This is a genomic window from Paenibacillus oryzisoli (assembly GCF_050467285.1).
Lineage (GTDB): Bacteria > Bacillota > Bacilli > Paenibacillales > NBRC-103111 > Paenibacillus_E > Paenibacillus_E oryzisoli_A.
This window is the reverse complement of the sequence record NZ_JBCMUN010000006.1, coordinates 92,554-116,799: the sequence shown is the minus strand read 5'-3', so window position 1 is coordinate 116,799 and position 24,246 is coordinate 92,554. Positions and strand designations below refer to the sequence as shown.

At 51.1% G+C, this 24,246-nt stretch carries 9 protein-coding genes; all 9 read right to left on the bottom strand.

The genetic code is table 11. The features are described from left to right. Positions 1–11: 11 nt before the first annotated feature. The 9 genes from ABE504_RS09515 to ABE504_RS09475 all read right to left on the bottom strand — a co-directional run bounded on the left by ABE504_RS09515 (position 12) and on the right by ABE504_RS09475 (position 24,195). Positions 12–7,238, bottom strand: coding sequence for a discoidin domain-containing protein (locus ABE504_RS09515; RefSeq protein WP_430087554.1), 7,227 nt, complete (start codon positions 7,236–7,238; stop codon positions 12–14). 175 nt (positions 7,239–7,413) lie between these two features. Next, complete coding sequence (locus ABE504_RS09510; RefSeq protein WP_430087552.1) at positions 7,414–8,292, bottom strand: carbohydrate ABC transporter permease; 879 nt, start codon at positions 8,290–8,292, stop codon at positions 7,414–7,416. Between the two features lie 12 nt (positions 8,293–8,304). Beyond that, positions 8,305–9,276 carry an ABC transporter permease gene (locus ABE504_RS09505; RefSeq protein WP_430087550.1) on the bottom strand — a complete coding sequence of 324 codons (972 nt, stop codon included), beginning with the start codon at positions 9,274–9,276 and terminating at the stop codon, positions 8,305–8,307. Then, positions 9,263–11,113 carry a hypothetical protein gene (locus ABE504_RS09500; RefSeq protein ID WP_430087548.1) on the bottom strand — a complete coding sequence of 617 codons (1,851 nt, stop codon included), beginning with the start codon at positions 11,111–11,113 and terminating at the stop codon, positions 9,263–9,265. Before ABE504_RS09500 ends, ABE504_RS09505 begins: the two co-directional genes overlap by 14 nt. A gap of 119 nt (positions 11,114–11,232) precedes the next feature. Then, positions 11,233–12,900, bottom strand: a complete 1,668-nt coding sequence (locus ABE504_RS09495) for an extracellular solute-binding protein (RefSeq protein ID WP_430087546.1) — start codon at positions 12,898–12,900, stop codon at positions 11,233–11,235. 181 nt (positions 12,901–13,081) lie between these two features. After that, positions 13,082–15,316, bottom strand: coding sequence for a helix-turn-helix domain-containing protein (locus ABE504_RS09490; protein ID WP_430087544.1), 2,235 nt, complete (start codon positions 15,314–15,316; stop codon positions 13,082–13,084). 222 nt (positions 15,317–15,538) lie between these two features. Further along, positions 15,539–16,819 (bottom strand): Gfo/Idh/MocA family oxidoreductase, encoded by a 1,281-nt coding sequence (locus ABE504_RS09485; protein WP_430087542.1) that lies wholly within the window; start codon positions 16,817–16,819, stop codon positions 15,539–15,541. 36 nt (positions 16,820–16,855) lie between these two features. Then, positions 16,856–19,252 carry a glycosyl hydrolase gene (locus tag ABE504_RS09480; protein ID WP_430087540.1) on the bottom strand — a complete coding sequence of 799 codons (2,397 nt, stop codon included), beginning with the start codon at positions 19,250–19,252 and terminating at the stop codon, positions 16,856–16,858. Between the two features lie 32 nt (positions 19,253–19,284). Beyond that, complete coding sequence (locus ABE504_RS09475; RefSeq protein ID WP_430087538.1) at positions 19,285–24,195, bottom strand: S-layer homology domain-containing protein; 4,911 nt, start codon at positions 24,193–24,195, stop codon at positions 19,285–19,287. Positions 24,196–24,246 lie beyond the last annotated feature (51 nt).

The following is a 24,246-nucleotide window of genomic DNA, read 5'->3' as shown; positions in this document are numbered from 1 at the left end:
AGAAAACATCCTCATACGCCGCCTGATTCTACCCAATATACATTGAATTCATGAATAGACCAGTACGATCCTACACTGCCTGTTTGCACAACTCGAATAAATCTGGCCGTCTGTTCAGGGAAGTTAACCGTTGTCACCGTGCTGCCCGAGCCCGAAGCTACTGCGGTCCCCCATATAATTCCATCCTGTGAAACATAAATCTCATATTTTCTCGGATAATCCCAAGTACTTCCAGCTGCATTTAGAACAATCCGGTTAAAAGTCATTGTGGACTGCATATCGACTTGAAAATATTGGCCATATACCTGCGCAGTTGCGGTATCCCAGCGGGTGGAGACAACGCCGTCCAGCGCATTACCTACTCTTGAGCTCTGCAGGGAAGCTGTCGCCGTCCAACCGCTGCGCGACAGCGGAGCTGCGTTCGTTTTCACCGTCACCGGAAAGCTTGCTGCGGAAACGTTGCCCGACGCATCCTTCGCTTTGACGGTTAACACGTATTCCGTTTGCTGAGTCAAGCCGGTTACCGTATAGCTGGTATCCGTTACCAAAGCGCCATTCACCTGTTGCGTGCCGTTATATACATCATATCCGACAACGCCATAGTTGTCGGTGGAAGCATTCCAACTCAAGCTTACCGTGGCATCCGTTTTGTTCGTAATCGTTAACCCCGCTGGCACTGTTGGTGCTTCTTTATCAACATGATACACGTTGAACTCGTGAATGGACCAATACGACCCTACACTGCCTGTTTGCACAACTCGAATAAATCTGGCCGTCTGTTCAGGAAAGTTAACCGTTGTCACCGTGCTGCCCGAGCCCGAAGCTACTGCGGTCCCCCATATAATTCCATCCTGTGAAACATAAATCTCATATTTTCTAGGATAATCCCAGGTACTTCCAGATGCATCTAGAACAATCCGATTAAATGTCATTGTGGACTGCATATCGACTTGAAAATATTGGCCGTATACCTGCGCAGTTGCGGTATCCCAACGGGTGGAGACAACGCCGTCCAGCGCATTACCTGCTCTTGAGCTCTGCAGAGAAGCTGTCGCCGTCCAACCGCTGCGCGACAGCGGAGCTTGCGGGTCAACCGGTTCCTGAGGCGGTTGGGCTCCTGATGTAACGACATAGACCGTTTCTCCCGGCTTCGATTCCCCACTGCTATTCATCGCTATGATTCTGTAGCTGTAGAAGGAACCTGCGTTAAGACCATTATCCTCATAGGAAGTCATGCTCCCCGCTATCGTTGCAACCGTTTGCCAGTCGGCATCGCCGTTCGTTCTTCGCTCAATCTTATAGCTGCCCGGCGCGATATCGCCCGAGAACCAGGACAGGGCAACGGACGTATCGGTCACACGGGTCGTCGTCACATATTGCGGCGCGTCCGGCTTCGATGCCTCCAATCCAAGCAAAGCGTCAACCGCCGCAGTCATGCCCGCCGTATCGTTGGCGACAATATTTAAGACATTGTACTCCCCAATAAACGCCGAGTTCACTAAACCAATCGAAGCTTCTCCGGGGGCCAGTTTCGCCCCTTGCTCCGGCAATAAGTACGCTCTTGCCTGATCAAGCAGCAGGACGTTCGTCGACGTGCTGCCGAACAGCACCAGGTCGGCGTCAACCGTTTTCCACTTCGGATATTTCAGCTGCGACTCATATTCCTGCAAGCTTTTCACAACGCCGCCCGGCTCCGCTAATCCAAGCTGCGCGCTGCGACCTTGCTGAGTATAGTGCTGCACCAACCGCTCGGCCTGCGCGACAATGGTGGGATCGGCATTTTGGGCCGCTGTTAAGGCGACAATCAACGGAACGTCTTCGCGAGCGCCGAATTTGCGGATATCCACTTCACGGTGGATCGTCACATCGGGCTGCGCCTCGGTTTGCTGCGATTGAACGATAATTAATGTCTCTGTCTCCAGCCCGCTAAGGAGTTCTTTCACTTTAACCGAATAAGTCCCCGGAGCGTCGCTTGCATGCAACGGCAGCTTGGCGGTTAAGCCCGTTGCTGAGTACACAGTAGCGATATCCCCGCTAACCGTATGGCTGACCGTAATTTCCACCGGAATGCCGGACATCGGACTCGGATTGCGGATCGTCGTATAGGCTTCATAGAAGCCGGAATCTGATAGATCGACGGTAAATTCCGGTGTCGTCACTTCGGCGGGCGGCAGTGCATACCACTGGAAGCCATTCGTCTGCAGATCGACTTGCTCAGCTTCGGCCTGCGTTATTTTGCGCCCCTGCCTGATGTCGTAAATCGGACGGCCAGTATGCCATTCCAACTCCGCCGTCTGTCCGATCAGATGCTGGGTCTCGCCTGCAGCCGTATTATGCTTCTGATTCAGCACCGTCACATACTGTGTGTCGCCAGAACGCGTCGGCACCGCCCACACATCGCTTTTCGCTGAAGCAGCAGCTGGCTTGGCGACCCCCACCATGGCTGTCTGCAGCTTGGCAATATTGTCGGCATTGCGGGTTAAGAGCAAATTCGTCTGGTCCGTATCGCTTTGCACCACATAGGATCTGACCTGCATGTTCGTTGCGACGGAAGTGACGGGCGATACCGATTCGTCGTCTCTTAAGATGCGGCCGCCACCATCAACAAAACTTTGCAGCTCGGATTCAAGGCCGTCGCTCCAACTCCAGCTGTTGTCAAATTGGTTCAGTCCGACAAGGAGAATGGCCTTCATCGAATCCGGCAAGCCACGCTTCAATTCCTCTGGCGTAATCACCTTTGCAGGCCAACCAGCCGCATGGGCAAGGAACAGCGCTTCCGACACTTTCCCCTCATGGGACCCGGCCAACAGCTGCGCATCGGTCGGATTGTCTCCGCCGACGTTCCCCCTCAGTAAAGCTTGATCGTTCACATACATAATGCCGATGGTTGGAGTCGGATTCGCCATGGCATACGCACCGCCGTATCGGTGAATCCAGTCATAAAGCTCTTTCTGCTCCGCAATGGTTTGCGGTTTGGCTACATTCCCTTTGTTATTCGGCAATACATTCGTTCCGATCGCCTGAATGCCCCGGGTTAACGCCATCGCATAAGCGCTTTCGCGATCCTCTTTCCCAAAGAACAGGGAGAAATCGTCAGGCAGCGCCCATGTCGTCTTATTCGGATCGTAACTGCGCAAGCGATCGATCAGCGCGACGTTGTGCAGTGGCTTGGAGGAGCTTTTTTCATTCCAATCGTACGCACTCTGAACCGGCAACTGCTCGTGCATCTCCTTGCCGGGAATCGTCGCCCATACCCAGCCTCCGCGAGCGCCTACCCCTGGCGAGCTTCCGAACGATCCGGTCGTCGTCGAATAGTTATCGTTGACTTCGGATACCGCTTTGGAGAAGTAGCCGAAAGCTTTGAACGTTTCATTATAACGCGCAATGTAATCCAGAAACGGCTTGGTACTTGTTGCAAAATATTCATGCGTCTTCGGCGTATACGTCCCTTGCAGACTTGGGGCCAGCGGCGTCGTGAGCGGAAGTCCCGCTGCCGTCTGAAACGCCGTGAACGCTCTGCCCCAAGGACGGTTCGGATGCGGCGGTGCCCAGTCCCAGTAGGAGGCATAACCCGCGTTATCCGCGCCCAGGCTGACCCCCGCTATATTCGGGTATGCGCCGAGCCGTTGCAGGCCAAGCTGAATGTCACGATAAAGCGGTGCATGGAAATCCGCGATATAGGAACTGTAGAACGGCAGGTTCTGGCTGCTCGAGGTGATAACGTCCCAGTCCGTACGTGGAATAAACCCCAGCTGGACCCCTCTCTCGCTCAGCGCCTGCGCCATATTCGCCTGGCTTTTGGCATTCGCCGGCTCCTCGAAGGAGCTGAACTCGTATACCCGGTCGTAACCGGTATCGGTTACATAATCTGCATAATCCTCCACTGTCCCGATATTCGCATATTGAGCCGCGATTTCGGGATGCTCGGAGTGATAATATCCACCCGAGCTCATACCGTGCGGCAAATAAATGAAGTTGATCGTTTCGGCCGACCGCGGAACATCGACGCCCACATGACGTTCGATCGAAGCCGAAGCTACCTCGTATTCCTGCGTATCGGGCTTTGCTCCCGCCAATGCCTGCACATCCGCGTCCCAGGCCGATGAATTCGGGAACGTTTCCGGTTGATTAAGGCTCCGGACGGTAATGACCGGACCCGCGCCCGGAACGGTTGCATTCACTTCGTAGGGAATATCCTTCGGATCGCCCGCTACAACAGCCTGCAAGCCTGCATCGAAGCTGACAGGTCCTCGTCCGTTCACCCATAATTCATACGGTTTTCCGCTCTCGTTCTGCGGCAGCAGCAGCGTCAAGGAATCGAAGGTGCGGGTTCCGCTGTTGTATATTTCCTGGCCATCATTCTTCAGTACGACATGGGTAACCGCTCCTGGCGTAGCACTCGCGATACGTACAGGAAACGTCCACAACTCGTAATCCCAGGTCCAACTGCGGGCTGTACGGTCGGCCGTGTACAAATTCGTCTGTCCCCAACGCCAGGCGACGCCGCGCACCCAGTGATTCCCCGGCTGAAGCACGTTATCAGACGACTGCTGTAAGATCGGCATGTTTTGCGGAGTCTGTTGAAGAAGGATTTCCGCCTTGTATTCAGGGCCGCCCGCAAAAGGCTGAACCGTCCTGACCGAATTGTCGGCAAGCGGAATACGGAGCTGGATAGCCGGCCAATCGACGGCATTCGGACCGTCCACCCGGTTGGCATTTTGATGGATTTTGGCGCTGCCCTTCGTAAACAAGCCCGTGGGTGTATCGAATCGGACCAGCCGGAAGGTCGCATATTTGGTCGGCGCCGTAAAGTCGCTGTTGTCCGACACTCGGGTGACGATGGTTCCGTTCATATCGGCTTTGACCTGATCGAACGTAAGCGACGATGCGTACATATGCAGGGAATCGATAGCGCCCCGGAAACCATACTTCACCATCGCTCTTAAAACACTATCGTAGTGCCATTCCGTTCCGAACAGCATCGTTACGTCATTCGGCAATAGATCGGTGAACACCGCACTGCCGTCGACAGTCCCGATTAGCTTGCCGTTCACGTAAAAGTTGGCTCCCTTGTACTTCTCGAAGGTTACCGCTACATGAGACCACTGTCCGGCCGCCAGCTCGGAGGCTGTGAACTTCCAGTTATACCACTTCTCTCCGTAATCCGATCCAAAATATAAGGCATTCCCCTGCAAGCCGAGATAAAATGTCGTTCCTTTCCAGTTGGCGTCCCGCTTGGTTACGATTGGCTGATACCCGTTCAGATCATCAGGCCGGACCCACACCGAAATCGTAAAGGCAGACGATACCTTGTTCAACTGATTCAGAGTGGCGGCTCTCGCTTGATCCGCCCCCGTTAGCTGCAGCGCTTTGCCACCGCCCGTACGCCCTTCGACATAAGCTGCCGGGGAGCTGTATGTGCCATTCTGGCCGAAGCCGCTCGTATCCACTATCGCGGATGCATCCCCTAGGACCGGCTCCATTTCGTATCTGGCGATCAGCGGGACTTTAATGACATCCTGCGTCGTAAAAGGAACCGCAATGCTGGCCGGCGATTCATTGCCGTACAAATCCTTCGCCTTTATGACAAGGCTGTAAGAAGTGTTCGCCGTTAACCCCGTAATCCGGTATTTTCTTTGATTCGTATACCCGGCATGCTGCCCGTTGATATACAGATTGTAGCCGACAACGGCAATGTCATCGGTCGAGGCGTCCCAAGTCGCATCGATTTGCGTATCCAGTACGCCGGTCACACTCACATTTCCCGGTGCGGTAGGAGGATTCAAATCCGGGGCAATCGTTCCATAGGCGTTCAGCTCGTGAATCGACCAGAAGCTGCCGACGCCTTTCGTTAAAGTCAACCGGATGAACTTGGCGGTCTGCTCCGGAAAGACGGCCGTTACGATAGCCGAAGTCCCCGTCACTCTGGCAATCGGGGCGCTCCAGCTCACTCCGTCCGCCGATACGGTAATATCGAACTCACGGGCATAATCCCCAGCGGAACCCGCAGCATTCAGTACAAGTTTATTGTAGGTTTTGTCGCCGGGACCCATATCAATCTGAAACCAGGCTCCCGCCGTTTGGGCGGTACCGCTACTCCAACGGGTAGCGGCATTGCCGTCGATCGCGGCCCCCGCTCCGCCACTATTGCCTGAGGCGCTGGCGATCCAAAGCGTCCGGTCGATCACGTCCGTCGTCAGCACCGTTACCGGATCGCTCCACGCCGACGCGTTGCCGGCCAAATCGATGGCGCGGACTTTGAACGAATACGAGGTTTTCGGAGAAAGGCCCGTAACCTTATAGCTCGTCGTACGAGAAAATCCTGCATATTGGTTACCGGCTTGAATTTCATATCCGAGAACCTTCACATTGTCGGCGCATTCATTCCATTGCAGCGTGACGTCAGAATCCGTGACCTGTGCAGCCGTCTCGCCTTCCGGAGCCTGCGGTGCGGCTGAATCCGCATCCGTGCCGCCGAACAGCTTCAAATCATGAACCGACCACCAGCTGCCATTGCTCTTGGTCAACGTGATGCGGATATACCGGGCCGTCTGAGCCGCAAATGAGACATCGATCACTGCGCTGCCGTTGCCTTGCGCAATCGCACTGCTCCAGGTTTGCCCGTCTTCGGAAACTTTGATCTCGTATCCGCGGGCGTAATCCCCTGCCGAGTTCGCAGTATCGATGACAAGCCTGTTGTAGGACTTGGCTGCCGGACCTGTATCCATCTGCAGCCACATACCGACAGCCTGAGCGGCGCTGCTCGTCCAGCGGGTGGACACCGCGTTGTCGGCTGCAAGCGCCAGCGTGGATGCCGTATTGTTGTGCGATGAGGATAATGTCCATGCATAACGGTCCATCTCCTCCAGCTTCACGGTAGCAACGGCACTTGCCGCCGAAATGTTGCCTGCGGCGTCTTTGGCGCGAACAGTGAAAGAATACGTCGTTCCCGCAGAGAGACCTGTGGCAGAATAGACAGGCGCACCGGTAATGCTTGCAAGTATGACGCCGTCCTTGTAAATGTCATACCCGGTTACGCCCGTATCGTCTGCAGGCACGGCCCATGTCAGATGAACCGAGTCCGTCGTGCGCCAAGTTGACGTTAAATTGGTCGGTGCTGCCGGAGCTTGCGTATCCGCCGCCATCGCAGGCGAAGGGGGAAACGGCAGCAGTCCGATCAGTAGCAGCAGGATCATAAATCGAGCTAGAAACGGGCTCATACGCTTACATTGCTTCATCACTAGGAACATCTCCTTTCGATTTAAAAAAGCAAAACAAGTCCGAATCGCTTCATTCACAATCTATATATGTAAGCGATTACATTCACCTCCTCTCATATCCCGCAAGGGCACTCCCTTCTCCAAATTGAAAGAAAGAAATCCCGAGCGGGAAAATGAAAATCGTTCTGTACAATTACCCTTTAATTGCGCCGATCATAACTCCTTTGACAAAATACTTTTGCAGGAACGGGTAAACCAGCAAGAGCGGCACCAACATGACGACTACACCTGCCGAGCGGATCGACTCCGGCGTAAGCAGTTCCGCTGCCTCTTGCGGCTGCAGGTTGTTCAAGCTTTGCAGCAAGGATTGGTTCGCGATCATATTTTGTACCAGAACAGCCAAATTGTATTTATCCGAATCGTTGATGTTGATCAGCACGCTTTGGAACACATTCCAATACCCCACCCCATAAAACAGCATCAACGTCGCCAGTACGGGCATCGACAGCGGGAGCACAATTTGCCATAGCTGCCGCCAATCGCTGCACCCGTCGATCTGCGAGGCTTCTCCCATTTCCTCCGGAATTTGCTCAAAAAACGATTTCAACACAAGCATGTTGTACGCGCTGATCAGCCCAGGCAGCCAAAGCGCCCAATACGTATCGACGATACCTAGCGAGCGGTTGAGCAGAAAAGCAGGGATCGTCGGTATGCCGAACAGCATGGTAAATACGATGGCCAGCGTAAAGCCTTTCCGCCAATAAAACTTGCTCTTGGATAAAGGGTAAGCGGCAAGCACTGTGAAGATCATACTGAACACAACGCCGAAGACCGTGATTACTACGCTGTTCTTCAAACATTGAACAATCGGCGTGCCTTCGATCAGCGAACGGTAGGCATCCAGATTAAAACCGACCGGCCAAATCCCGACGAAGCCGGAAGCGATGGCCGCATAATCGCTGAACGAGACGGAAACGATGTTCAATAGCGGAACGAGACAGCTCATTCCAGCCAGCAGCAGCAGCAAATAGTTGGTGGCGTAAAATAGTTTTTCACCGAAGGACAGACGCATAAGCCACCTCTTTTACCATAAAGATTGATTGAATTTTTTGGCGACCCGGTTGGCGCCTAGCACGAGAATGAGCCCGATTACCGCTTCGAACAGCCCCATCGCGGTCGTGATGCTGTACATACCGCCTTGAATACCGGTCGTATAAATATAAGTGCTGATCACATTGGATGCGCTCGATACGACGGCATTTTGCAAATTGTAGACGTGATCGAAGCCGACCTCCATCACCTTGCCCATCGAAAGGATCAGCATCAGAATCATGACCGGCATAATGCCAGGCAGTGTCACATGACGGATTTGCTTGATTTTGCTCGCGCCATCGATGCTGGCCGCTTCATACAGGTGCGGATCGATGGACCCTATTGCGGCCAAATAAATAATCGCACCGAAGCCAGCTTCCTTCCAAACAGCTGAACCGAAGAAGATCCCCAGCCATGTGCTCACCTGATACAGGAATGATACAGGGGTACCGCCGAAGTATTCAATCACCCTGTTTACAACCCCCGCCTGTGAACCAAAGAGTGTGACGGTGATGCCGCCGATAATGACCCAAGAGAAGAAATGCGGCAAGTAGACGAGCGTTTGAATCGATTTTTTGAACCATAATCTGCGCACTTCATTCAGCATCACTGCAACCAACACAGGAAACGGAAAGCCGATCACAATGTTGAAAAAACTGAGAAATAACGTATTTCGGATAATTTGCAGCGTTTGCGGATTATCCAACATCATCCGGAAATTATCGAAGCCCGCCCAAGGGCTTCCCCAGACGCCCTGCATGAGATTGTACTGCTTAAACGCGATCACATTGCCAAGCATCGGAACATACTTAAACACGATGAAGAAGGCGACGACCGGTATAAACATCAACACGAGCTGCCAGTTCGACTTCCATCTTGCCAAATGGCGGGATGACGCCGCTTTCGGCCTAACCGCAGATTGGCGCAGCGCCGGCGCGGGAGTTGCAGTTTTATTCATTTCCATGCTTCGCCTCCGAATTGTAAATCAGCCTTAAAGTCTGCCCTCCGTGGCGCAGATCCAATATGCCCGTATTCAACTCCGAACATAGATACGGACTCCCAATCAACGGCCAATCGTCATAACGAACGGGGGCTCCGTTAATCGTCCTTGCTCCGTCGTATTCGATGCCCAGCTCATCTCCGGACAACGTCTGGAACGTAGCAGAAGGGTTTCCCTCCTCCGGTAGAGATACGTCGTAAGAGACGGCGGCAAGCACCGCTTCCCGGAAAAGAGCCAGCTCGGTTTCCATCCTGCTCTGCGGATCGCCGCCCACCTCACCCGTCGGGCTGTAATCGCCAGGCGCCGCCGTTTGCACAAGCACCGCATTGCTTAGCCCATCGCTCCGCATTCTGCGGTGTACCTCTTCTCCGGCAACCCAGCGGTAAGGCCTCATCACTCGAACCGCCGCCAGAACCGAACCGCCATGGCAAAAGATCCAACCGCTCGCATCCTCCTCCAGCTTTAAAATCGCTGTGCTAGAGAAAAAACCGTCGATGTATGGATCCCGATCCGAGGGGAAAGGCTTCCGTGGGCCGTATTTGTACCATTCGCCTGCCGGAATGTGATATAAAGCAATCAATGCCCCTTTATATTGAACGACTTGCTCGTATGGAGAAGAGCCTTGCCACTTGTTCGCATACGGTTCCTCGGGATTTCCGAAATCGGGAAAAGGATGATTGAAAAATAATACGCCCGCAGGCTGCTCCGAACGCCAGTCGAGCGACCACCGTCTCAACTGCCCCGACCAGACGATATCGCCCTGTCTTCCGTCCGCCATACTCCCAAGCGCATACCCCGGGGTCATATACGTATACTTGCGTACTCCTGACCGGCTAATATAGCCGAGTCCCTTAAAGCCTTCATTTTTTCCTGTTAACGGCCGGGTTTCGTGACCGTCATGCGCAGGTTCCGTCATGAATGTGAGGTCGTGAGTTTCAAAGTGCTCGAACGCCGTGCCCCGATCCTGTGCGATGCGTACAACAATATCCGGCGCCCTGTACGCGGACAACGCATTGATGATGCTGTAGTGCGGCTCCCCGGTTCTAAGGTTCGGTCGTCTGCCTCCGAAATAAAGCCAGGCAGCAACGGTTCCGGCCGGTGCTGCATCAAACGTATGTGTCGGGTGATAGTCCCGCGAATGGGCTCCTGCGTACAAGCCGTCGAGCCACTCCCCTGCTGTGTTCGCCAAATACCAGTCCATCATTTGAGCCGCTCTTGTCTTCCATGACGAATCCTGTGCAAAATCATACATCGTAGCCAGCGTATTTAGATAGAATACGCTATATGTCGGAGAATCGAACTCACCTTGACCGAACCGGCAAACTCTGGACAGGTAATTGTCAAGGTACCAGGAGCAGCGCTCCTTCACCTCAGCCGCATGCTCCCAATCGGGCCAACTCTGGGCGGTTAAATAACCGGCAACGGCGTTCATGATCTTGTGGTTTTCCGTACCACTCTCCATCCGGTACAGCTTTTCATTCTGCATGCTTGCTTTCACCTTAAGCCGCAAACTTTCGTCATACTTCCGCCCGAAGCGGAGCCATGCATCGATATTGGCATGCCGGAAAAACATCGCGTCATGTCCAGGATGATCATTGACGGCCGCTAGGTGCGACAATGCAAGTTCCGTCTCGATTTGCCGCGCCAGCCTAGTTATTGCGTAGTACATTCTTCTCCGAGACTCGTCGTGCTCCGGAATCGGATTGTGCAAGATCCCCTCTTGCAGCAGCCGGCAGCGCTCCCGGAAGGCCCGCTCCAATAATGGATCCTGCGTTAAACTTGCACGATCATGCGGGTTCATTTCTATCACTCCTTTCCGGCATTATTTGGTCGGGATGCCAGGGGAAAGGGCCGGAGATGCTGCAGAACTCCCCTTTATCCCCTTCACCACCGCTTGCCTTCCCCTGCTTTGCGATTCCCTTACTTATTCGAATACAGCTTCACAGCGTCTTCGCCGAATTTGTACAAGTCTTCCAGCAGAAAGGCATTCGCTTTGTTCGTTGCATACCATTTGGCGTAGAACTCATCAACTTTGGCTCCGCCTGCCTTCTCCCAAGTCTCCTTGGCATCTTTCAGCGCCTGGTCAGCCGTATAAGCTTTGCCGCTGACGATCGATTTTGCCCACAGGTCCTTGATCTGTTGATCCACGTTTTTGACGATTAAGGACAAATCCTGAGGCAGCACCGGCAAATATTCCGGCTTTAAGGTAGGTATCGGGCGTTCCTTCGTTACATAAGCCGCTTCCGACTGAAGCGCCAGATCGCGCAGCGTCTTCAATGTTTCCGTATTTTGCGGTTTCTGGGCGCTGAACGAACACTTACCGTACAGCAAAGTCGAAGCCATCATATTCAGATCGCCGGTATAGGAAATTTCTTTTTTATTTTTCTCGGCGTCGATCGGGTTCGGACATCCTGCCGCGTCCTTATTCCAGTTCACGCCCTCCAATCCGTTTTGCAGCGTTTTTGCGTTTTCCGGCTTGATCATGAAATCGATGTACTTCATCACCGCTTGAGGATCCTTCGCCGAAGCGTTAATCGCTCCCACCATCTGGATCGGGCTGGAGATGACCGGGCTGAACTGGCCGAAAGGCGATTTGGGCAGCTGCAGGACGGAGAGCTTACCGTTCGGGCTGTTTTTGACAAAAGCGTCATAATCGTTCACGGCTATATCCTGAGCCAAATACATCCCGAGCTTGCCAGCAAGAAAATCTTGCTTCGCTTTTTCCCCGTTCTTATCCGCCAAATAATCCTTATCGGCCACGCCGGCATCAAACAGCTGCTTCTGGAAATCAACCGCCGCCTTCAAACGGTCCCACTCATGAATGAATTTATCACCTTCAAAACGCCAAGCAACTTCCCCATAACCGAACATATGTGTGATGATCGAATTGGCATTTCCACTCAGGTTCAGGCCGAACGTGTCCGCTTTACCGTTGCCGTCTGGGTCTTGTGTGGCGAACGCTTTGGCAACGTTAAGGAATTCCTCCGTCGTTGTCGGCTTCTGAAGATTCAGCTTCTGCAGCCAATCTTCACGGATATAAATGCGGTGGCCGGAGGTAAGCGGATTCACCTTGCCGATTTCATAAATTTTGCCGTCATCCTTCGTACCGAGCTTCTTTAACTGCGGGAATTGCGTCATCAACTCTTTGTAAGTCGTGCTGTACTTGGCGATGACATCGTCAAGCGGCATCAGCAGCTTTTGACTGTACCATTGATTCCGGTAGCCCGTATCGTATTCGAGGATCAGATCCGGCGCGCTGCTTGTTGCGAACAAGGCATTGAACTTCGGCAGCGATTCCCAGCGCGGCACCGTCACGTATTTCACATCGGCTGGACCGTTTTTATTGATCCATTCCACCCAGCGGTTTTTCTCCCAGTTGCCTTCTTCCGGCGGGATATTGTTGCGTTCGTACACGGATACGGTAATTTTTCCTCTTGCTTCCGCGGTCGCGGTAGGCTGCGCCTTGCTGCTTTCTTTGGCTGGCACCGTCGTCTCATTCGATCCGCAGCCGGATACGACTACGCTCGTCAGCAGCATCGCTACCGTACCCGCAGCGAGCTTGCGATTCCTCCATAATGGCTTCTTCATTGTTGTAGATCCCCCTCTTCGTTCACCTTCGTTATTTGTTGAACCGGTGTGCCGGCTCCTATTTGCACTATACCTTCCACCCGGTTGCTAAGCAATTTACATGTTTCCTTCGGTTAACCAAAAGGAAAAAACCGTCCAGCTAACCGATTATCCGCAATGAACCGAAAAGAAAAAAGCCCTGTCACGACGGGCTTTTGCCTTGCTGCTTCCGGTATTCCCCCGGAGTTGTGCCTACGACTTTCTTGAATGCGCGGATGAACGAAATGTCGTGAATATACCCGACACCATTGGCGATCTCCTGTAAAGAAAGCGCCGTTTCGAGCAGCAGACGCTGACTGTTTTCTATGCGGACCCTGACCAAATAGTCTACCAGCTTTTCACCGTAAGCCTCTTTGAACAAACGGCTTACATATTTGCCATTCAGCCCAAACACATCACAAAGATGATTCAGCGACATATCCGAATTGGCGTATTCCTTGTCCATATACTCCCTGACTTCACGGACTAAGGCATAATGGCTGCGGCTTTCCTGCAGCTCCCGGACTTTAACCTCGAATTCCCCCAAAACCCGTTCGTACTGCGCCTCCAAATCCTCCGCCACATCGAACGTATCGCGAATTTGATTTAACCTGGGCAGCGCCTCCGATTTCCACAGCTCCTGAATATCGGCGGGGAACTCCATCATTTCCCGAGACAGGTGGTGATTTAGCGTATGCAGGAACTGCACATGCTCTTCCCGCGATAACCGGCCGGCCCGTGCTTCCTGGAACAATTGGCTGAGAATCGGACGCCAAGGCTCTTCACCCGTACGGAGCACACGCGCGAAGAGGCGAATCGTCTGCAAATGCCGGTACGTCCCGTCCTCCTGCCGCTCGGTTTCATGATGTGCGATCACCCTGTTTAATCCAAGGCTCGGTTTCAAGGACAACGCCTCCTTCGCGCCTGCGTATGATTTTGGGATGTCCTCAATCCGCTCCACCACAGGTCCGATTCCGGCCGTCATCGTAAAGTCAAGATTAGCCTCCACCCATTCGCGGGCGTTTCCGGTCAGCGTCTCCAGCTTCAGCTCCCCATCCGCAGCTTGTTCCTCCAGTTGGTAAAGAGCAGTCAACTGATGCTGTGACGTCCATTCGGCCCATACGGTCAAGGGCTGCGACTCCGTCATTTCCTTCATGACGCTGTTCACGACGAATTTCAACAGAAACAGGTCGCGGTGCGTATATTTTTCCGTTAACCTGGCATATTTATCGATTTCCAACACAACGATGCCTAGCGAACGGAATTGAACCGGTAAATTCAACCGCTCCAGCTCGGAATCCCACTCCGTCGGCTCAATGGGCCGGTTGCCCTCCAGCAGCTCAACAAAAAAGTGACGCCTGCGGAACAACGAGTCTTCCTCATGCATTTTTTGATAAGTATGGGACTCCTCGATGAAATGATCCAGCGCCTGCTCGATGAATTTGAACTCATCCTGCACCTGTTTGGAGGGCTTCCCGCTTTTTTGGGCGGAATAACGATGGATTTGATTCATGATCTCCTCGATCGGCTTATAATTGCGTCTCGTTACAAAGGTCATCCAAGCTGTGCCTGCGAGGACGACAAGAAGTCCTGCGGCAACCCATATGTAAGAAAACACAGAAGCATACTGGAACAGATGCTCGTCATGAACGCCCCCCGTGTAGGTCCAACCGGTATAATCGGACGTCACTTCGGAAAGAACCGTGCCCTGGGTTTTAGCGTCTTTCTCCCCCATAATGACATTGCCCGCGTAGTCCCTGATCCCGACAAAATTAACGTTCGTGCCGGTCAACTCTCTGATCATCTGCTCCACTTTCGTTAAGGAGATGTTGACCACGATCAGCCCTTGCCCGCCGACGAGCAGCGGGTATTTGCGGACGATCGAAACAACAGAGGACGGGAACCGCTCCGAATCCTGAAATTCGAAGTACTCACGTTTACCGGACAGCTCGTAGAAGGTCCCCATCTGCAGCCGTTGCGTAACGAACTCGCGGTCCCCGAACTTCTCCAACGCAATGAATGAGTTTTTGCTCATAACCATCTGATCAGCATAGCGGTACAAATAGACGGAATCAATAAAACCGTTCAAGGCGATCATATCGCTGACTTTTCTCGATATTTCATAATTATTGAAGTAGGACAGCGACGGGTCGCTTTGGAAAAAAGCTGCCAGCTTCGCATCGGATTCAATATCCTTGATGAGCGCATTATCGATTTCCCTCAAGGAATGATCGATTAACTGAACGGCATGCAGCGTAAACTGCTGGTTCGCGTTGACTGTTTCCCGCCTCGTCAGCCCGCTCAGAAGCATAAAAGTAAGCAGAATGAGGATCGAGGTTAAACTAAAAAAAATCGGAAAATATGAAAATAGCAAACGGTAAAACCATTTTTTCGGCATCATGATCTCCCCCTGGTTATGGAAAAACAATAACACCTGTTATTATTGAAGTAAAGTGAAAGAATGCTATCAGGTACTGTACTGACTCGGTCAAAAGAAGTGTGGGGCAGGGAGCCATTGAATAGAAAAATGATTGAGGGCTAAAAGGCGTTCACCCGGTAGGGTGAACGCCTTTTTACATTAACACTTATATTTCGCTTCCTTACACTCTGTCATTGCTCTCTACATCAAATCAGCAATTTTCACAGGCTCGCCTGTACGGATTGCTTGATTCGCAGCAATGCCAGTCATAATAGACAGGGCACCATCGATATGGTTGGCCGCGCGATTGTGGATGTCCTCGACCGGTGTTCCGAACAACTCGTTCAGCAGCACGGGGTCTCCTCCGCCATGTCCGCCTGCTTTTTCTTCGACCTCCACCTCGTAAGGCGCGCCGAACATCGGATATACAACAATGTGCTTGCCCTTTAGCGCCCCCTCCAGCGCCTTGCTGCCGCCCGAATTCACGTAGGACTGCTCGACGATGCTCATCTCGATGCGTCCTTTGGTTCCGTTAATCGCAATCCGGTAGCCCTCCCAAGGCATATAAGCATTAAGCGAGTAAGTCAGAATCGCCTTGTTTTTATACCGGACGATCACGCCCATCGTGTCTTCGATATCGATGCCTTCTCCGAATACACTCTGATCTCGTTGGTAGCCGTCTTCATGCTCCGCATCCAGATACATCGCTTTCAAATTCGGGATCTGATCCATATGAAGTGCAAACGGATCTTCCTTGGCGTTGGGATTGCCTGTAGACCGCTGATAAAATTTGGTCACTCCCCGCTGCTCCGCGTTCTCCTTGCCATAGAAAAGCAAATCTCCAAATGCGAATACGGACTCCGGCTCGGAACCGATCCAGAAATTGACCAGATCGAAATGGTGGGTGGATTTATGCACCAACAGTCCTCCACTGTTCCGCTTATCCCGGTGCCAACGGCGGAAATAATCGGCGCCATGCTGCGTGTTGAGCAGCCATTCAAAATGAATCGACGTCACCTTGCCGATGGTTCCGTCTGCAATCAGTTCCCGTGCTTTCGTATGATGAGGTGCATAGCGATAGTTGAACGTCACGCGTACCTCTCTGCCCGTACGCTGGACTGCCTCAAAAATTTGTTTGCATTTTTCCGGATCGACGGTCATCGGCTTTTCCGTGATCACATCGCAGCCAAGCTCCAACGCCCGTACGATATACGTATGATGAGTCCGATCCACGCTGGTCACGATGACGGTATCAGGCTTCTCCCGTTCGATCATTTGATCGAACGCTTCCGCTTTGTAGGTGCGTACAGCTGGATGTCCGTACTTTTCCGTCAGGAGCTTATTGGCATAGTCCATTCTCGTCTGATTCACGTCGCAGAAAGCAGCCAACTCCGCTGTATCCCGGTAATGCTCCGCTATGGCGCAATAAAAAAATTGTGCCCGTCCTCCGACGCCAACCAAAACATATTTTTTATTTCCCATGATGATCGTCTCTCCTTTTCCCTTCCGGGATTCTCTTTATTTGAATACATCGACTCGGCTTACATACTCGACACTTCCATCGTAGCCGTTGCCGATGCGGAAATCGCTTTTGTAGCTTTTTGAACTAGTAAAATTGGCATCAGAGATCGGTATCTGGACATATCGCCAGGTATTTGTGTTCGTTTTGACGATATCGACCGCTTTGTAGGCATTGCCCGCAGTCGTGTATTGAAGCTTGATTTTGTCCGTACCGGAATCCCAGAACATGATCCCCACTGTCACATTCGTATCTCCGGCGCGAATAAAGCCATCTGACACATTAAAGTAGAAATACTTGTTGTCCGCTTCGATTTTCCGGCTTTCCACGCCGCCCATAAGGGCTACGGGATTATAAGCCTCATGAGTTGGATCCGTGTCAACAATATGCTCTACCAGCTTCCACTTATCGCTTGTTTGAAGCAAAACTCTTCCTGTGTTCGATTCTTTGCGTACAATGACCTTGTTCACCACCAAATCGCTCGAACCCGCTGCCAGCCGGAAATCAGCGCTGTTGTTTTGTCGATTGGCAAACTTGATGTCAGAAAGCGAATACGTTTTCGTCACCCATTGGTTGCTGTTCGTCATATTCACGGTTCCTGCATTCTTGGATGCAATGGAAGTTGAATCGTATTGCAATTGCCACGACCCGCTCGTATCCAAATAAGTGACATCAACATAGACATTGGGGTCCAAGCCCTCATTCGCATTGTAGAGCCAATTGTCGTTGATTCTGAAATACATGTAGGTCCCTGCGGGTATCCGTTTATTCGGACCGTCATCAACAACATGGCTGCCATCACCGCTTGCTGCCGGCACATCATACAGGGTCAGCGCGTTCGGCGCCTGGCTTGGATAACTGTTTTGGATACGAAAATCACTTTCTGCGCCGCCTAACGATTGATAGTGACTGTACGCCTTCAAAGGGATGAGGCTGTTATCGACCAAGCCAAAATTGTCCTCTGTCGGATTTACCGGACTCGAAGCCGTATTCCGATAGTTGTACCAGAACATTTTTTCGATTTTCGGCCATCTTTTATTCATCACATACAGTTGATCCGCATAATCGGCTTTGTTCCATTCTTTGCCGCTGCCGCCAAGTGTAGAGTAACCCGTCTCGGTAATCCAGATCGGTTTGTTTCCGATTTCCGAGGCATACTTGTTGATAACGTCGATCATGCCATTATACTGGTCAACCAGTTCGGCGGAGGTGCCATAAGCATGATAATTAATAACGTCGAAATAATTCCCAACCTGCCCCAAGCCCATCAACGAATCAAACCAGCCCCCAAGCCCGCCATTATTCGAGATGATCGCCAGTCCGCCCATGAGGACTTTGTTTTTGGGATTAACCACTTTCAGTTTGTTGTATGCTTTCTGAAGGAGGGTCTTGTAGTCAGTTGTTGAGCTTTTCCAGAAACCGGTGTGATCCGGTTCGTTCCACACTTCCCAGGTCATAATCTGATTGTGGTACCGGTCCGCAATGAATCCGACAAAATCCTCCCAATCCGCCCAGTTAGCCGGCTTATAGCTTGATGCGGCGGGATCGCCCGGCATGGACGAGGCCCATGGAGCGGTATAACCAAGAATCCAGTCGATCATAACGCCCCCTTCGGTCAACCGGTTCACGATATCGTCCAGCTTGGTAAGAAGAGCGTTATTATAAACACCTTTCGATGTTTCGATCGATCCCCATGTCGGAGATAACCGGATCCATTTGGTCCCAGAGGCGATGATCTGATCGATTAAATCCGTATAGTCACTATACCGCTGCGGATGTTCATTGTATCCGATATAGGGAGCAAGCACTTCAATTTGATCAAACCAGGCTGCCGGAGCAGATACACCGACGGTATAATCCATCGTAAAGCCGATAGCTTCCAAATAACCATGCCAAACACCGTCATTTGCTCCGCCCCAATGATTCGAACTTCCGAAGCTGGTCAGGTCAATTAACTGCCAATTTGTTGTGGTCTGCAGAATTAGCTGTTGCTGATGCCACTGGCCTGTAAAGTCCTTCAGACGTACACTTACCCTTTGACTCGAGTTCGTCACCTTCACCCAGAAGCGCAGCTCCTGGATATCATACAAATCCGAAAAGCTTCTGTATGCCCCTACATATTGTCCGGAGCCGGCGAGGTTGCCCGACAACTTTCCGGAAGAGGAGCCGTCTTGGGAGGTTGTTCCATCTTGTGCGAAGATTCCAGTCCCCCCGTTTCCAGTAAAAAAGTTCCACTGTAGCGGACTGGATTCAAAATCGTCCTTTACCGCAGTCAATCCCGGCTCAGCATGAACAACAGAATCAGATATAAATCTGGACGGCGTAAACACATAGAACATAGATACTGCCATCACTGCCACGATAAAAGAAGCCAACAACCTCACCAAACGCTCCATTTAACAGCCTCCCGCTCAGCGTATTTATCCTGTTATCCAAGAATATCAGACAACTGTTTATCCAGCTTCAGCATTCTCATAATCATGACAACGGATTCCGCTCTGGTGGCGCTGTCTTCAGGCTTGAAGCGGAATTCGTCTTTCCCCTGTATAAAACCGGCTTCATAGAAGGATTGAACTTCGTTCGCATTCCAAGTGTTCTCAATGTCTTCAAGCGGCTTCTTGTTGGTATGCGGAATACTGCCGAGATCAACCAATTTGGATAATATCGAAACCATTTCAGCACGGGTAATCCGGTTGTCGGGCAAGAACGAACCATCCGGGTAACCGGAAATGATGCCTTTCGCATATAACAGACCGATCACTTTTTCCGCCCAATGGCCTTCGATATCTTGCGGCCGATTTCCCGTATCCGGCACATCACCTTGAATTTGGAACGCCCTTGTGATCATGGTGACAAACTCGGCCCTGGTCGTGATGCCGTCCGGCTGAAAGCTTCCGTCCTGATAACCGTTAATAAACCCTAATTTCACACTTGTTGCGATATCCGCAGCTGCCCAATGATGGCTCACATCTTGAAAAATAGGATTATTTGCAGCGGGAGCGGCCAGTTTTTCTTTGATGGTGTCGATCAAATGTTTGGCATCCACTGCCGATGATTGAAATATCGTGTTTTCGAGCTCATCCTTCTCGGGGTGCTCCTCCACTTCAGGCAACGGTGTCGTCGGTATTGTCGGTGTCGTCGGCACCGTTGGCGTCGTTGGTGTTTCCGGCGGCTGTGTAGAACCATCCTCTTGAACGTCATCTCCACCAGTCGCACCTGCGAAAATCAAAGGTTTAAATAAAGCCGGATTTTTCGTTTGCGCGATTCCGGAACCCCATTCCAAAATTTTCAATCTGCCTGCTCCATCGTCATCATTGACAACCAAGGAAAAAGCTACATCGCTGCGCTGATCTTGAGCAGGAAGCAATTGAGCCCAAGGAATCGCCAGTTCATACACGGTTGTGCCGCTTGCCTCATCTCTTTTGATGGAAATCCGGTCTGGGCCTGCCGGCTCAAAGACTACGCTGGAAGGACCGGACCAACGATAGAGCTGGGCTCCCTCTTTCGTTAGTGCCATTCCAAACTCATACCATTGATTTTCGGCTACGAGCTCCGGCACAGCAAACGCAAATTGAATGGAATCCCCGTTCCAGATATTGCTCTGAGTATTGTTCTGGGTATGAACATCGTCCTTAATCGAGGCGGAAAGATAAACGTTATCATGATCCCAATTCAAATAAACATTTCCGCTTAAGTCGCTTTCCCCTCCATTCGTCGCATTCGCTTTCAGCAATACAACCTTTCCTTGTTCCCCAAGCTTCACGAACGGATAACCCGTTTGCTCCTGTAGATTCCCATCCACCTGATTCGTTTGATAATATACCGGATTCGTAGAAATTGTGCCTTCATACGTAAGCGGGGCGCCTCCGGCGACGGTTACTTGTATCGTCAACGGATAGCTGGAATAGAATTGTATGTCTTCGGCTTGGATCGACAATACTGTACTGCTCAGCGGAGCCAATTCCGAATTTAATTCCAAAGTTCCCTGCTGCCCTCCTATGCTCCAATCCGCGTTTTGCAGCAAGTATGTTTTTTGACTGGAATTATTGGTGACCTGAAAGCGGACAAGCCCTTCATTGCCTTCCGAACCAACATCTGTTTGAGGCAGGATTTTAATAGCGAGCGCTTCTGGCCTGATTTGGGATTCAACCATTAATCTGCCCGACAGGGTTCCATTAATCGTCAAATCCGAATAACTTCTCTGCTTCCCGCTGATGTCCAAAGCAGGCAGTACAACATCCTTCTTAACTTTATTGCCTGCGCTTGCTTGAAGAGAAAAGTTTTGGTCATCGATCGAAAACACAATATCTGCATTTTGTTGGCTTAGGGTATAATCCGCGACCAGCGTAACTGGCAATTGTTCCCCTGAGACACCGACAGCGCTGCCGGACATATAGATTGGACTTCCGTTCTTAACTTCATCCACCTTTCCGACCACATAGATCGGGTCAGGCGAGATCGATACATATATTTTTCCATCCGATGGAAATAACGTTTTCTCGTTCCCCATCATATCGGCAACTCGCAAAGGATTAGAAGTTTCCAGCGTGACATTCTTCGCATTCGGCGACCAGAGGACGCTTACGTCCGTACCCGATTGATCGAAATGATAACTGAAGCCTCCGTCTTCAATAGAATCAACCGCAACAAAAGAAGTATTGCTCAAATAGCGAGTCATCGCTGCATATGCGACATAAGACGGCTTTGGCGTATAGGATCCCATCGCATCGTCCTTGTGTCGGATGAGTCCGAAATTGTCTTCCATCGCGGTAGACGAAGTTCCGCCGAGAACGCCGTCATTCATAAAATCGTACCAAGTGATTTTATCCAGCCCGGCCGAAAGCCCTACAAGGTAGCTTCGCACCAGATTGAAGGCTTGCGTTTGCTCATCGACATATTTACTTCCCGTATAAGGCAAAGTAGAATAGCCGGTCTCGGAAAGCCAAATCGGTTTGGTTTGGCCCTGGTTATAGATTTTCATTGTATTGAACATATCCTGAATTTCTGTTTCAATCCCTTCCGGTCCGATCGGATACCGGTGGACTGAAAGCTCATCCATATAGTTCAAGCCATCATGTTCGAATACGTCAACTAACCACTCTTTGGCTGCGGAAATCCCCGAAGTAGCTCCGCCCACCACGGTAATATCGGGACGAATCTCCTTAAGCGCTTCATAAGTCTCTTTCAAGATCATCGTATAATAGACCGGATCCCGCGCCGCAATGCCTAATTCTTTCGTTCTAATATTATATTCATTCCATACTTCTACTTCTTTAATATCGTCTCCATAAAACTTAACGACTTCTTGCGCAAACTTCGCAAACCCTAATCTGCCCTCGTCCGTATATGGAACTTGATTCCCATCATAATTGGGGTTCGTATAAGCCAAAACCATGAAAGGATTCAGATTCAAATCTCTAATCTTATCGCGTATTGCTGTATACTGCTGCGAGAAGGTGTAGACCCCTTTTTGCGGTTCCATATCTGACCAGGATATACCGTCACGCACATTCTTGATTCCCGCTCTCTTGATCAGTTCAAGCAAATCTTCCGACCATCCTTGATCAACTCTTTTCAGATGGGTTGAAGTGCTAAAGGGAGAATCTTCAGCATTTGCTCCGGGGTTGTTGTCCGAGAGTATGGCGAAAGAAGTCGTTGTGCCAGCAACAGCAATTCCCGCTTGTTTGGCAATCAGACTTAATTCGAAATACCCTTTCTTCGCCAATGGAATCGTAAGCCGCTTCAGATCGTGGGTAGGCGTCAACTCTTCCCCGTTCATCAGGACGGTTCCCCAATTGTCTTTAACACTCCAGATCAGGCTGTCGCCTTGCGGAACAATATCGAAAGATTTGGGTTCACTCTCGAAGAAAATGTTGCCTAGTTGAACCTGGCCGATTGTCAAAGCTTTCAAGGTGTAATAACTGTAAACGGTTATAGGCGCTTCTCCCATTTGATCGCTGACTGCATACGTTTTTATCGTAACCTTACCGTGAATTGGAATAGGTTGAACATACACTTGGCGTGTTAGCGAGGTTTTGGGATCGCTATCGTCCGTCGTATAGTAGATCGTGGCCGGATTGGTGTAGGTTGACAAGGAAACCGTTGTGCCGTCGGTAACAAATCCTGACGGGAGATCTGCCTTAACCGCAGATGTCTCAAGGCCAAATTTGACAGCATCCGCTATGACATAGCCGTCTTCTGTCCCCGTTGTCAGATAGGTTACCTTTCCGGAAGTTCCTGCAAGAAATTTATACGTTCCGAGCAGATTCCATTGTCCTCCATTCAAGCTTTGATTCATGTAAACGGTTTCACTTACGGTTTGATTTTGATCGTCAACGTACGTAATAACGAGTGGCGCTTTCGTTGCGCGAGGCGTCGTTGAATTCCAATAAGCGTATACGTTATAATAGCCGTCAAATGGCAAGTTCGGCGTATAGACCGCGCTTTTTTGTCCTTTTCCCGTATTTCCATCATGCTTGTAATCGGTGCCGTACTTGTCAGGTGAAGTTGCACTTGCACTCCAGGATCCGTTAAATTGAGCTCCCGAATCCTTATTATCGACGATAATATTCATAGGAAGATTGTACGCCTCATAACTGTAATCGGTTACAGGTCCATCTCCCAATTGAACGCTATAGGCATACGTTTTTAGCGTAAGCGTGCCATGGATAGGAATGGGTAGATCATAAGTTTGCCGTGTCGGTGAAGTTTTGGGATCGCTATTGTCCGTCGTATAGTAGATCGTTGCTGGACTGGTATCGGTGGTTAACGAAACCGTTGTGCCATCGGCAGCGTTCCCGGAAGGGATGCTGGCTTTGACAGATGAAGTCTCCAGCGTTTTGAATTTAACGGCATCCGCAATGACAGTGCCGTCTTCTGTCCCCGTTGTCAGGTAGGTTACCTTTCCGGAAGTTCCAGCAAGAAATTTGTACGTACCGAGCAGGTTCCATTGTCCGCCGTTGAGGTTTTGATTTACGTAAACGGTTTCACTAACGGTTTGGTTTTGATCGTCGACATACGTTACAACGATTGGGACGTTAGATGCGCGGGGAGGCTGTGAATTCCAAAAAGCATAGACTTGATAATAGCCGTCACTCGGCAAGTTCGGCGTAAAGATCGCGCTTTTCTGTCCTTTTCCCGTATTTCCATCATGTTGGTAGTTGGTGCCGATCCTGGTAGGCAAAGTGGCGCTTTTCGGCCAGCTTCCGATAAATTGGGCTCCCGGATCCGTATTGTCGACAATGATCTCCGTCGCGCCGATAGCCACAATTGGAAATAGACTTGTGAACAGGGATAGGATAAAAATGGAAACAAGGAGCTGACTCAAACTCTTCTTCATCAATCCAACTCCAATCATCGTAAATTTGGATAGAGAGGGGATCGGTTGATC